The sequence below is a fragment of the Flavobacterium agrisoli genome (assembly GCF_016522065.1).
In the GTDB taxonomy this organism is placed as follows: domain Bacteria; phylum Bacteroidota; class Bacteroidia; order Flavobacteriales; family Flavobacteriaceae; genus Flavobacterium; species Flavobacterium agrisoli.
Genome location: NZ_JAEHFV010000002.1, coordinates 484,598 through 496,978, shown reverse-complemented (window position 1 = coordinate 496,978; position 12,381 = coordinate 484,598). Strand labels below are relative to the sequence as shown.

Annotated in this window: 12 protein-coding genes; 4 read left to right on the top strand and 8 right to left on the bottom strand. The window is 33.8% G+C overall.

Translation table 11 applies throughout. From position 1 onward, the window contains the following. Positions 1–181: 181 nt before the first annotated feature. On the top strand, positions 182–1,324 hold the full coding sequence (locus tag I5M07_RS07235; protein WP_200105551.1) for an ATP-binding protein: 1,143 nt from the start codon (positions 182–184) through the stop codon (positions 1,322–1,324). On the opposite strand, the gene I5M07_RS07230 is transcribed toward I5M07_RS07235, so the two are convergent. Beyond that, entirely contained in the window at positions 1,314–1,589 is a 276-nt protein-coding gene (locus I5M07_RS07230; protein WP_200105550.1) for a DUF1294 domain-containing protein, read from the bottom strand. The two genes, I5M07_RS07235 and I5M07_RS07230, sit on opposite strands and share 11 nt — an antisense overlap. Before the next feature lie 54 nt (positions 1,590–1,643). Here I5M07_RS07230 and I5M07_RS07225 point away from each other — a divergent pair, with 54 nt between their 5' ends. Genes I5M07_RS07225 through I5M07_RS07215 form a run of 3 tightly spaced genes read left to right on the top strand, consistent with a single transcriptional unit; the run spans position 1,644 to position 4,662 of the window. Continuing rightward, positions 1,644–3,767, top strand: a complete 2,124-nt coding sequence (locus tag I5M07_RS07225) for a Tex family protein (protein WP_200105549.1) — start codon at positions 1,644–1,646, stop codon at positions 3,765–3,767. Positions 3,768–3,787: 20 nt separating this feature from the next. Continuing rightward, a complete protein-coding gene (locus I5M07_RS07220) occupies positions 3,788–4,093 on the top strand; it encodes a DUF6922 domain-containing protein (protein WP_200105548.1) in 306 nt (101 codons plus the stop codon). A gap of 8 nt (positions 4,094–4,101) precedes the next feature. Then, the gene (locus tag I5M07_RS07215; RefSeq protein ID WP_200105547.1) at positions 4,102–4,662 is read left to right on the top strand and encodes a nucleotidyl transferase AbiEii/AbiGii toxin family protein; all 561 of its coding nucleotides are present in this window, start codon (positions 4,102–4,104) and stop codon (positions 4,660–4,662) included. A gap of 40 nt (positions 4,663–4,702) precedes the next feature. Here the strand turns inward: I5M07_RS07215 and I5M07_RS07210 are convergent, their stop codons facing one another. From I5M07_RS07210 to I5M07_RS07180, 7 genes are all read right to left on the bottom strand, one after another. Beyond that, positions 4,703–5,716, bottom strand: a complete 1,014-nt coding sequence (locus tag I5M07_RS07210; RefSeq protein ID WP_200105546.1) for a hypothetical protein — start codon at positions 5,714–5,716, stop codon at positions 4,703–4,705. Continuing rightward, positions 5,694–7,322 (bottom strand): FAD-dependent oxidoreductase, encoded by a 1,629-nt coding sequence (locus tag I5M07_RS07205; RefSeq protein ID WP_200105545.1) that lies wholly within the window; start codon positions 7,320–7,322, stop codon positions 5,694–5,696. The genes I5M07_RS07210 and I5M07_RS07205 overlap by 23 nt, the downstream gene beginning before the upstream one ends. Beyond that, the gene (locus I5M07_RS07200; RefSeq protein ID WP_200105544.1) at positions 7,297–8,817 is read right to left on the bottom strand and encodes a polyamine aminopropyltransferase; all 1,521 of its coding nucleotides are present in this window, start codon (positions 8,815–8,817) and stop codon (positions 7,297–7,299) included. The genes I5M07_RS07205 and I5M07_RS07200 overlap by 26 nt, the downstream gene beginning before the upstream one ends. Beyond that, positions 8,810–9,025, bottom strand: a complete 216-nt coding sequence (locus tag I5M07_RS07195) for a DUF350 domain-containing protein (protein WP_200105543.1) — start codon at positions 9,023–9,025, stop codon at positions 8,810–8,812. The genes I5M07_RS07200 and I5M07_RS07195 overlap by 8 nt, the downstream gene beginning before the upstream one ends. 207 nt (positions 9,026–9,232) lie before the next feature. Continuing rightward, a complete protein-coding gene (locus I5M07_RS07190; protein WP_200105542.1) occupies positions 9,233–10,435 on the bottom strand; it encodes a DUF4178 domain-containing protein in 1,203 nt (400 codons plus the stop codon). Positions 10,436–10,438: 3 nt separating this feature from the next. After that, a complete protein-coding gene (locus I5M07_RS07185; protein WP_200105541.1) occupies positions 10,439–10,801 on the bottom strand; it encodes an S-adenosylmethionine decarboxylase family protein in 363 nt (120 codons plus the stop codon). A 127-nt stretch (positions 10,802–10,928) separates the two neighbouring features. Further along, complete coding sequence (locus I5M07_RS07180) at positions 10,929–12,326, bottom strand: glycosyl hydrolase family 8 (RefSeq protein WP_200105540.1); 1,398 nt, start codon at positions 12,324–12,326, stop codon at positions 10,929–10,931. Between the last annotated feature and the right edge of the window lie 55 nt (positions 12,327–12,381).

Genomic DNA, 12,381 nt, shown 5'->3' with positions numbered 1-12,381 from the left:
GGTGCTTCGCACCAATAGTTATATGAGCTCAGTTATAAAACTGGGCTTTTTTCTTTTTTACTGACTGAATTTACATTAATTTAGTCAATTGACTGACTGAATTTACATTAATTTAGTCAATTGACTGACTGAATTTACATTTTTTTAATTAACTTTGATATTGATTTAAATTCCAACAACAATGAAAAGTTATTTAAAAAGAGCTGTTTTTGATAATTTCAGCAAAAAAGTTTTACCAAACAAAGTATTAATTTTGTTGGGGGCAAGGCGTGTTGGAAAAACAGAATTGATCAAGAATTATTTAAAAACCGTTCCCGCAGAAAGTTATTTACAACTTAACGGAGAAGATATTCACGATGCTAATTTATTGCAGGAGCGTTCTGTTTCAAATTACAAAAGACTTTTAGCCAATATAAATCTGTTAGTTATTGATGAAGCTCAAACAATACCAAATATTGGGTTAATTTTAAAACTTATAGTTGATAGTATTGACGGAATAAAAATTATTGCTACAGGCTCTTCTATTTTTGATTTGAATAATAATTTAGGAGAACCCTTAGTCGGGCGAAAAAACACCTTATATCTTTTTCCTTTGGCACAAATAGAGTTCAGTACAAAAGAAAATTACAAGCAAATCACTGAAAATTTAGAAGAGCGATTACTTTTCGGAGGCTATCCGGAACTCATTCAATATCAGGATTGGGAGGAAAAAAAAGAATATTTGAACGAAATTATTAATTCCTATTTGCTCAAAGATATTTTAGTTTTTGAAGGTATTAAGCAAGCTGACAAAATTTATAATTTATTGCGATTGATTGCTTATCAAGTAGGGAAAGAAGTTTCTTTGCAAGAATTAGGCAATCAGTTACAACTTTCTAAAAATACAGTTGATAACTATTTGGATTTACTTTCAAAAGTGTTTATCATTTTCAAAGTAGAAGGTTTTAGTCGCAATTTACGTAAGGAAATTGTCAAATCAAGCCGATGGTATTTTTATGACAATGGCATTCGAAATGGCATTATCAACAACTTTAACAGATTGGATTTTAGAAATGATGTAGGTGATTTATGGGAAAATTATTTGGCGGTAGAGCGTCTAAAAAAACAGCACTATCAAAAGATGCCGACCAACAATTATTTTTGGCGTACTTATGATCAACAAGAATTGGATTGGTTAGAAGAAAGAGGAGAAGTACTTGCTGGATTTGAGTTTAAATGGAATGAAAACAAAAAATCAAAAATTCCAACTGCTTTTGCAAAAGCCTATCCTGATGCTACTTTTGAAGTGATTAATAAACAGAATTACTTGGATTTTATAATGTAAATTTAAAATCATACCAGAAGTAAAAAATCAAAATTTGGATTGAAATTATTAACCAATATTTCAATAAATAAGATGTTTTCGAAGTTTTATGTCTGAAAAAAAGCATTCCCAAACCCGAACCAATTGTTCCGCCAATTGCTGTAAAAGTTAAAAGTACTTTTTCTGAAATTCTTCTTTTATGGTTTTTTGCTAAATTTTTATCATAGCCAATTAATATAAAAGCGATTGTATTAATGATTAAAAAAGTGTTCAATAAAATAGTCATTTAACTAAAATTAAGTTCCAAAGATATTATTTTAGCTTTTCAAAAAACTACAAAATGACCAACATACAATTCATCTCCAAGTCTGTTAATACAGCAGCAATACATATTCAAAACACCGTTCAATTATTACAGGAAGACTGCACGATTCCTTTTATTTCTCGTTACCGAAAAGACAAAACCGGGAATCTGGATGAGACTATTATTGAGCAAATTGCAAAATTGCAAAAGGATTATGAAACTATCGTAAAACGAAAAGAGGCGATTTTAAAATCTATAGAAGAACAAAACGCATTGACTCCCGAATTGAACAAAAAAATTACGGAGAGTTTCGATTTACAGGAATTGGAAGATTTCTATTTGCCTTTCAAAAAGAAGAAAAGAACCAAAGCCGATGTTGCCCGTGAAAATGGATTAGAACCTTTGGCAAAAATCATCATGGCGCAAAATAATGATGATGTTGACTTTATTTCGACCAAATATCTCAATGAAAATGTCATCAATGAAGAGGCCGCTTTGCAAGGCGCTAGAGATATTATCGCCGAATGGATTAATGAAAATATTTATGTTCGTAAGCAATTGCGTCGTTTGTACGAACGAAAAGCAACCATCACAACCAAGGTCGTAAAAACTAAAAAAGACGAACAAGAAGCTCAAAAATTCAATCAATATTTTGATTGGTCAGAACCGTTGACTAAAGCGCCTTCGCATAGATTACTGGCGATTCTTCGTGCCGAAAAGGAAGGTTTTATCAAATTTAAAGTCGAAGTGGATATTGACGAAGCCTATGATATCATTGATGAATTGGTTTTAAAAGGTCAAAGTCCAGCAACGCCACACGTGCAATTAGCGATCGAAGACAGTTATAAACGATTGCTAAGCCCTGCCATTTCTAATGAAGCCTTGCAAGAAGCCAAAGCCAAAGCCGATGCCAATTCGATTCAGGTTTTTGCCAATAATTTAGGGCAGTTGTTGTTAGCGCCGCCTTTGGGTGAAAAACGTATTTTGGCGATTGACCCAGGGTATAGAAGTGGTTGTAAAGTAGTTTGTTTAGACGAAAAAGGCGATTTATTATACAATGAAACCATTTATCCGCACGCGCCACAAAACGAAACAGCTATGGCGATGAAAAAGATAAAATCGATGGTGAATGCCTATAACATTGATGCGATTTCTATCGGAAACGGAACCGCTTCACGCGAAACCGAATTCTTCATCAAGAAAATCGCTTTTGATAAGCCGGTTCAGGTTTTTATCGTTTCAGAAGCTGGAGCATCAGTCTATTCGGCGTCGAAGATTGCGAGAGAAGAATTCCCAAATTATGATGTAACGGTTCGTGGTTCGGTTTCTATTGGGAGACGACTTTCGGATCCTTTGGCGGAATTGGTAAAAATTGACCCGAAAGCCATTGGCGTGGGGCAGTACCAACACGATGTAGATCAAACCAAATTGAAAGAGGAATTGGATTCGACGGTGATTCGTTGCGTGAATTCGGTGGGAATCAATATCAACACGGCGAGCAAGCATTTGTTGAGTTATGTGAGTGGAATAGGAGAGAAGCTAGCCGAAAATATTGTCAATTACCGCTCTGAAAACGGGCCGTTTGAAGATAGAAAACAACTCAAAAAAGTGCCTCGCTTGGGCGATAAAGCCTTTCAGCAAGGGGCTGCTTTTATTAGAATTTCTAATGCTAAAAATCCGCTGGATAATTCGGCGGTACATCCAGAAGCGTATGGAATTGTTGAGAAAATGGCGAAAGATTTGAAACTTTCGGTAAACGAGTTGATTGCCAATAAAGAGAAAACAGCTTTGATTAAAGCCGAAAATTATATTACGCCAGAAATTGGTTTATTAACTTTAAAAGATATTATCAAAGAGCTTGAAAAACCGGGATTAGACCCAAGAAAATCGGCCAAAGTTTTCGAATTTGATCCGAATGTAAAATCCATTTCCGATTTGAAAACCGGAATGATTTTGCCTGGAATAGTTAATAACATTACCAATTTTGGTTGTTTTGTCGATATCGGAATCAAAGAAAGCGGATTGGTTCATATCTCACAACTCAAAGCCGGTTTTGTGAGCGATGTAAACGAAGTGGTGAAACTCCACCAACATGTTGAAGTAAAAGTGGTTGAAGTGGATGAAGCTCGAAAGCGAATTCAGTTGACGATGGTGCTTTAAAATTAATTATCTTTGTTTTTATGAAGAAAAAAATAACCATAAATGACTTTTCTCCACATCTTTTTTGGGATGTAGATTTGTTTGGTTTTGACTTTCAAAAACACAAAGTTCATTTGGTTCAAAAAGTATTGGAATATGGTTTAATAACAGATTGGAACTTACTTAAGGAACTTTATGGCTTAGACCAAATTAAAGAAATTTCACTTAATTTAAGAAGTTTAGATGCTGTTACACTTTCTTATTTGGCAACCATATTCAACATTGATAAAACGGAATTTAGATGTTACAAACACAGACAGTTGTACCCGAACTTATGGAACTCCTAACGGAGATAATGAATGAAGAATTGTTTCGTGATTTTTATTTAGTTGGAGGAACATCTTTATCATTACAAATTGGTCACAGAAATTCGATAGATATTGATTTGTTTGGTAATTGTGAGATTAATCAAAATGAATTTATTGAAAAACTTAAAGAGTACGGAGATGTGATAGTTATTCAAAGCACCAAAAACATTTTGATTACTGAAATCAATGGAATTAAAGTTGATTTTGTAAATTATAAATATCCATTATTATCCGAACCAATCATAGAGGATAAAATCAGAATGTTATCAAAAATTGATATTTCGGCAATGAAGCTTAATGCTATTGCAGGACGAGGAAGCAAAAAAGATTTTATAGATTTATTTTTTTTGTTAAATGAATTTACTTTAAAAGAAATCATCGCTTTTTATCTTCAAAAATATTCTGATGGATCTGAATTTATGGTTCAAAAAAGTTTAACTTATTTTGAAGATGCTGATGACCAGTTAAATCCCAAAATGCTTCATAAATCTTTTAACTGGGAAGCCTGCAAACAAAAAATAATTCAAGAAGTTTTGAAATTGAATTAATCTTGGTTATTAATGGCTTAGAGCAAATACAGATTTATAATCATTTTTTACTTTTCCAAATAAATCCATCTAACATATAATGGGTAAATTGTGGCACTGTGAGTAGCGGTACCACTAAAAAATACCAACCCGAAAAATCTTTTGAATTTCCTAAAAACTGCTCATTCCAAACTAAAATTTCCCAAAGGTATTCTTCCGAAAAAGCAATAGAAATTAAGATTACTAAAAAGAGTAAAAGCCCTTTGAATTGTTTAAAATAATGTAATCTATTCAATTCTTCAGTTGATTTTTTATCGATTTCTTTTAGGTAAACTAAGGCTATGTAAGGGATTCCGTGAGAAACAACATTGAGTAAAGTAAAAACCAAATCGTTATTAAAATAGACGATTCCAAAAAACCAGGACATAAAAGTACCAATGATTATGGCATTTTTTGGTATATTAAAGTATTTGGTTTTTAGGAAGATATACAAAATTCGGATTACGTAAAAAAGAACAATTGCGCCATAAATCCAACTTAAAACTGTAATTAAAACTGGACTTTCGTAACGTATAAATTCATTTTCGACAAACCAATTAAATTTTCTAGGTGCCGATAAAAACCAATACAGCATTGGATAAAGTGTTGCAGTATAAATCACTAAATTATCAATCCAAGCCCATTTTTTAGACTCCTTTCGGGCATATAAACGCATAAAACCATATTGTTGTCGGATGAAGTGAAAAACAGCAATATAAGCCAAAACCGACCAAAAAACAGCACTTCCAAAAGAAAACAGAAACATTCCGATCAGCAAACATAAAATTGGTAGTCCAATCAATAACTTTTTCCTTTTCTGAAATTCATCAGAGACAAAATAGGTTTTGAATAAGGTGGCATAAACGTGGGCGACATCAATAAAAACAATTAGAAAAAGCCAAGTATAAAACGAATACTCCTCTTCGATTTCTTGGAGTTGACTTTGGAATAAAAACACTATGGCAACCACCAAAAAAGAGGGCGCTAATATAAACAGACTGTCTGTTTTTGCTTTATGAATCCAAGGCTGTTCCATCGATCATGGTATTTACTACGTTAATTCCTTGGTGAAAAGCTTCTTCAAAAATTGAGATTCCAGACAAATCGCTATGAGCAAAATAGATTTTATCAGCAACAGGTCGAGCGGCATCTTTTTTGGCTTGACCATAAATAAAACCAGGAACAGGACTTATCATTCCGTGTCCTAACAGATGAATTTCGATACTTTCAGTTGCTAATTCTATTGCTGGATGTGCTATTTTTAAATCATCAAAAACCATTTGTTTCCAATATTCTTTGGTTTTTTTGTACAAGTCTCTACGTGTTTTTTTCAAATCGGCAGATGAAAAACTATAGTAATACGTAATTACTTTTTTATCGTGAATTTGCTGTAACGATTGCTGTTGATCATACACATAACCCAATCCTTTGCAACCATAAATTACATTATCCCAGCACAGAGGAAAACTACCATTATCTCCCAAATCCGAAACCACTAAAGTCGCCAATAACCAAGGGGTATAGTGAAAATGCGAAGCCAAATCTTTTCGGTTTTCTAACAGATATTGGTTTACAAACTGTGGGGTTGCCAGCAAAATTTTATCAGCGGTTATGGTAATTGAGGTTTTTGTTTTATTGTCAAAAACTTTTGCTACAGCTTTATTATTGCTGATTTCAATTTGGTAAACTAAGTGGTTTTTTAATGATTTTCCTTTTACATATTTCTGCAAATGATGGGCTAATCGCGAGTTTCCTTCGGGCCAAGTGAGGACTGTATCTTGTTTGTTTTCAGAAGCATTTTGTTTTCTTCCGGCAAAATAATGAATGCCCGCATAGGCTGAAACATATTCGATCCCCAAACCAAAATCATCTTTACAGCAATAATCAATATAATTGTAAAGTGGTTTCGACGTAAAATGATTCTGCTCAAACCATTGCTTCATAGTGATGGAATCAAGTTTTTTTACCTCTTCATTTTGTGAAGATTCGGCAAGCGGAATCATAAACCAATACTTTCCCTGTTCATCTTTTTTGGTTCGAAAATCATCCATTAATTTGAAAAAACGAACTAATTCTTCATCTTCAGTTGGGGAATTTCCTTCCTTTGGAACCACGCCTTCCTGCCAATTATTTTTATAAAACAGGCGTTCATCAGGAGCAAAAGTAAGTTGGGTTTCATCAAACTTCGGAAAACCGTTGGAGTCGTAACCCAATATGATTTTTTCTTCTTCTAAAAATTGCAATAAAGCTTTATCTTCTAAATTTGGCAAAGGCAAATAGTGAGCGCCCAAAGGATATTTCGAATATTGATTTTCGCCATTAGATGAATTGCCTCCCAAATGGTCTTCCAATTCGATTATCAAAAAATCGGTAATTCCTCTTTTGGTTAATTGTCTGGCTGCACTTAAACCTGAAATTCCGCCACCAACAATCAAATATGGAATTGAAATTTCTTGCGTTGGTTTTGGAAAATTTTGAACACGAAGCCGGTGACCCAGTATGTGATTGGTCCCAGACAAACGTATCATTAACGTAATGACTTTTTCTTTACAGGCATCCAAAAAAGGAATCACGAGTAAAGAAGTTGCTATTATTTTGAAGAAATTTCTCCTTGAATTATTGCAATTTTCCCCATTCTTCATCGAAATAGCGTACTAAAATTTGGTTATCTAAGCGATTGATTTCGATGTCTTTTGAAATCATATCCTGAGAAAAATAATTGAAAGTATCGAACCTATAATTGTAAAAACGCAGGCCATTTACTTTTCGGTTTACAGTATTAAAAGTAGTTCCAAAACCATTAATGGCAATCGTAAAACCCCATTCTCCAAACGAAGGAACGTAGGCGTGATACGCATCAACTTGAGGAAAAACCTGTGCAACGGTTTTATTAATGCACCAAAACGATTTTGGCGCAAAATAAGGAGAAGTAGTTTGTATAACCGCCACAGCATCTGGATTCATTAGTTTTTGAACGGTGGCATAAAAGTTAAGCGAATATAATTTTCCCAAACTATAATTGGACGGATCCGGAAAATCAATAATGACCACATCAAATTTTTCTGAACAATTTTTTGCCCAAATGTAAGCGTCTTTGTTGTAAACAGTTACTTTTGGATTGTTGAGTGAATTATTATTAAAACCAGTCAAAATGGTGTTGGTTTTGAACATTCTGGTCATACCCTCATCCAAATCGACCAAAGTTATTTTTTTAACGGCTTGGTATTTCAAAATTTCTCTAACGGCCAGACCGTCTCCACCACCCAAAACTAAAACATTGGAAACATTTTTTGCCATCGAGAGGGCAGGGTGTACCAAAGCCTCGTGATAGCGGTATTCATCAGCAGAGCTAAACTGCAAATTGTTGTTGAGGTACAGTCGGTAATCGCTTTTATTATGGGTCAAAACGATTCTTTGATACGGAGTGGTGTTGGTATAAATGATATTCTCGCCGTACAGTTTTCCTTCTGAAAAAGACAAAATTCTATCAGAAAAAATAAAAGTGGCAAGCAATATTAAAAATGAGGCGATCGCTTTGGTTTTTAAAAAGTGTACTTTTTTTAATTCGTTTTTGAGTAAAAAACACAAAGCAATGGCGATGGAAACGTTAATCATTCCGAAAAACAACGAAGTGCCCATAATACCTAATTTTGGCACTAGAATAAGTGGAAATAGGATGGAGGCCAATAAGGCTCCGATGTAATCAAACGTAAAAACATTCGAAACCAAATCTCTAAATTCGACTTTGTCTTTGAGGATATTCATCAAGAGCGGAATTTCTAATCCCACCAGACAACCCGTTACAAAAACGAGGAAATACAATATAAATTGAAAAGAATATACGCTTTCGAATAATAAAAATAAAATAACCGAACTTAATCCGCCAATTAATCCAATCAAAATTTCAATTTCAACAAACGTATTGAGCATGTTTTTGGTCAGAAATTTTGAAAAATAAGAGCCAATTCCCATCGAAAACAGATAAACACCAATGATGAAAGAGAATTGTTTTACTGAATCGCCCAATAAATAACTCGCCAATGTTCCAGCAACGAGTTCATAAACCAATCCACAGGTAGCAATGGTAAAGACGGCAAAAAGTAGTAGGTATTCGAATTTTAAAAAATTTTTACCCATGAATTGCGGCACTAATAATCATGGAAATTCCAATGATAAAGGCTCCAAAAACAATTGCCAAAGCCACATTATTATTTTTTGAAATTTGTTGCCAAGTGTTTTCAGGAGTCAATTTTTCAATGATAAAATAAGCTATCAAAAGAATAGCAATTCCAATTATTGAAAAAACAATTGAAGCTAAAATGGGTCTCATAGTTATAAATTCCATAATATTTTGGTTTTAATTATTTGTGATAAAAACGGTTTACACTCGTTCGGTTGTTATTTGGTTTGTAATTTTCTGTCGATTCGCAATCGCAGATTTGGTTTCCCGACGTATTATAATAAACAAAAAGGCCATAGAAAAATAATCCTATTAGCAGAGCGAGGTAGTTATTTTTTATAAAAGGTATAATTTTTTCCATATAATTAGTTGTTATTCAGCCCATCTTCTTTCTTCAAAATTTCTTTCGAGATAAAACATTCCTACAACAAAAACAATCATAAATACAATGACTAACCAGACATTTCTCATTGAAGGGCTGGACCAGTTGGCTTGAATTTGTATCTTTTGATTTTGAATGTCTTCTGGAGCTTTCATTGGCGTAATGGCCAGATGGTATTTACCAGCAGCCACACCGCATATATTGAACTCTTCGGTTGGATTTCCTTCGGTCCAGTTTTCGCCATCCGTGTAACCGTGATAGTATTCGATGTCTTTGTTGGCATAAATTTCCTCGCCTGTGCTTTCATTTATCAGAGCCACTTGTACATTAGCCCAGGAATTATCAACGTTGGAATGTACTCTTACAGATAATGGTGCTGCACTTCCTTTTAAATCAAACGAAGAGGTTACGTAATCTTTCCGGATATATTGGTCAAAAAGAATTTCTGTATTCAGAACATTTTGTTCAACTCGGTCTTTATTGAGATACCAATTGGTTATAAGAATCAATACCGCAACACCGCAAAAGGTCAAACCTAAATTCCGAATATTGAATATAAAAGGCTGTACTTGCCCGATTCCTTTTTTGGATGGCAGGTTAGAGGTTCCAAAGGCTTTTTTGATATCATTCTTGGAAATGTGTTTTCCCAAAAAAGCGGTTTGCTCGTGACCAAATTTTTCAAAAGAAAGCATTAAAGGAGGGTTGATATATTCAATAAGTTCAATTTTATTGTAAATGTCAAAATCAAAAAAACCTTTTGCAGTCACTAATGTTGGATAATAATAATCGAATCGATCATAAGTTATATCTTCATGCTCAATAGTTAAAGGATGATTGCCTACTTTTTTATCAAATTCAATTTCGGTTAAAATAATCCAATGTCCAGCTGCTTCAGAAAGATATAAATAATTACCTTCTTTTCCTTCTAAAATATATTCTGTCCATTCAAATCCTCTGTTTTCTTTGATAAGAATTCCGGTTACAGTGTATTCTTTATCATCAAAAGTAGCGGATTTTCCAACATCAAATTTATCAACAAAGGGATAATATTGCCTTAGTTTACTATGAAATTTGAGTCCAACATCACGCGTATCTTTATAAACATAATTACAATTAGGGCAAGCAAAGGTTTCCACTTCAAAAGCAACCTCAAGTGTGGTAGTTTTATTACAATTAAAACAAGGAACGATCATAAACTATCGGTTAATTTCAAAATCTTTAATAATAGTTGCTTCAAAAAAGCGGATATATTCTTGAGCAATTTCACGTACTTTTTCCGAATTATCGACCATGTAATTGCATAAATAAATATCCAAAGTGAGTTGGTTAAATTCTGGCCAAGTATGTACACAAAGATGAGATTCTTTCAAACAAAAGGCAATGGTAAAGCTTTGGTTTTCAAAATCATGAATACTAAGCCCAACTTTTTCTAATTGGTATTTTTGAAGTATACTTGCTGTAAAAGCAACAAATAAATCACTACGGGTAAGTTTAGAAGTATTTGTGACTTCAAGTGTAAGTAATTTATGCAAGCCTGGCGAATAGGTTGGTGCTGTCATTTAAAAACTGGGGCAATCCAAATGTTAATATTTTATTAAAAGCGAATGTAATTAATTTTAATAAAGAAGAATAATTTCTTTTAACAAAAAGTAACGAAAGGATTTAAAGAAAAATTTTATGATTGATTTACTTCAAAATCACTTTTCTAGTAATAGTCTTAAATTCCTCAGTATCTATCTGAATGAAATATACTCCAGAAGAATAATTTGAAAGATTAATTTCAGTAGTTTCGGAGGTGACTTTTTGTTGTTTTATTAGGCTTCCTGATGAAGTAAAAACCGAAATTATTGATGCTTCGGGTGAATTTACAGTAAAATAATCTGCTGTTGGATTGGGATAAATCTTTACAATTGATTGCTCAATTTCAAAAGAATCAGCTGCCAAAGTTACAGTAGGAGGCAAATAAAAATTACCTGTTAGAGCCAATAAATACAAGGTTTTCAGCGTATGATTAAAATAACTGTTGGGTTCATTCAAATTCTTTAAATCAGTATAGGAAGCATCCAAATGCGTTTGATTATCACCACCCATTGCAGCACAGGCAAAAGCTCCAACAAAAGTAGCATTATGCCATTGTCCGCTAGCGGTTCCATTTTGGTTGTAACCGTCTTTGATATTAGAAGTCCCGCCCAAAGTCACTCGAACAAAATCAGATGATTTTTTGGAATAGGATTTGGCTTCTGGAGTGCCGTACCATAAATAATCAACTGCAATTCTCCAAGGAGTTCTGGCCGCATCATAACCGTAGTTTTTCCCTGAATTAGCGTAACCCGAAGCTTGAGACGAATAATTTCCAGAAGCATCGCACCAATCCGAAACCAAACTACCAACGGCTTTATTTTGAGTTAGATTATGATTGATTATAGTATAAGCTTTGTCGGCCACTTGATTCCAAAAAGTAATATCGTTAGTAAACGTTCCAAAAGAACGGTAATAGGCCGGAGCAAAGTAAGAGGGATTTGTTAGTTGACTTCCACCAAAAGCATCGCCGGGTTTTAAGACAAAAGTACTAGCTTCAACTTCATGATTTTTAATGGTAGTAATTAAGTTTTTAGCCTCATTTTTATACTTGATAACGCCCGCATTTGCCCATTGATAATCGGCAACAATTAGGGCAAAAGCAACATCTAATTCGGCATCAGTGGCGCCATTTGCGCCTGCAATTCCAGAGCAACCATTAATTTTCCAATTCATCACGCCATTTGCATTTACATTTTCTTTATAATAAAGCCAAAGTCCGTCAAAAAGCGTTTTATCCGCCATATAGGCCGATAATAACATGCCGTATCCAATTCCTTCCGAAACTGTTTGCGAAGGCGTATCAAATTTGATTCGATAACGGCCATTAGAGCAGGATTCTACAAAATTGGTTTTCCAAACGGAATAACTTTCCAAAGCATCTTGGCTATTTTTAGTAGTTGCCATTATACCATTTGCATACGTTTTATTGGCAGGAAATGATTGGGTTTGCGAATGCGAAATATAGCCGCAAAGGAGTAGGGCTAAGACAATTATTTTTTTCATTTTTATTGATTTGGGAGTATAAAAATACCTTTTTAGCACTACATTTCTCAATAAA

Coding starts and splice junctions, on each gene's coding strand:
- I5M07_RS07235 (WP_200105551.1), top strand. CDS start 182: ATGAAAAGTTATTTAAAAAGAGCTGTTTTTGATAATTTCAGCAAAAAA.
- I5M07_RS07230 (WP_200105550.1), bottom strand. CDS start 1,589: ATGACTATTTTATTGAACACTTTTTTAATCATTAATACAATCGCTTTT.
- I5M07_RS07225 (WP_200105549.1), top strand. CDS start 1,644: ATGACCAACATACAATTCATCTCCAAGTCTGTTAATACAGCAGCAATA.
- I5M07_RS07220 (WP_200105548.1), top strand. CDS start 3,788: ATGAAGAAAAAAATAACCATAAATGACTTTTCTCCACATCTTTTTTGG.
- I5M07_RS07215 (WP_200105547.1), top strand. CDS start 4,102: ATGAATGAAGAATTGTTTCGTGATTTTTATTTAGTTGGAGGAACATCT.
- I5M07_RS07210 (WP_200105546.1), bottom strand. CDS start 5,716: ATGGAACAGCCTTGGATTCATAAAGCAAAAACAGACAGTCTGTTTATA.
- I5M07_RS07205 (WP_200105545.1), bottom strand. CDS start 7,322: ATGAAGAATGGGGAAAATTGCAATAATTCAAGGAGAAATTTCTTCAAA.
- I5M07_RS07200 (WP_200105544.1), bottom strand. CDS start 8,817: ATGGGTAAAAATTTTTTAAAATTCGAATACCTACTACTTTTTGCCGTC.
- I5M07_RS07195 (WP_200105543.1), bottom strand. CDS start 9,025: ATGGAATTTATAACTATGAGACCCATTTTAGCTTCAATTGTTTTTTCA.
- I5M07_RS07190 (WP_200105542.1), bottom strand. CDS start 10,435: ATGATCGTTCCTTGTTTTAATTGTAATAAAACTACCACACTTGAGGTT.
- I5M07_RS07185 (WP_200105541.1), bottom strand. CDS start 10,801: ATGACAGCACCAACCTATTCGCCAGGCTTGCATAAATTACTTACACTT.
- I5M07_RS07180 (WP_200105540.1), bottom strand. CDS start 12,326: ATGAAAAAAATAATTGTCTTAGCCCTACTCCTTTGCGGCTATATTTCG.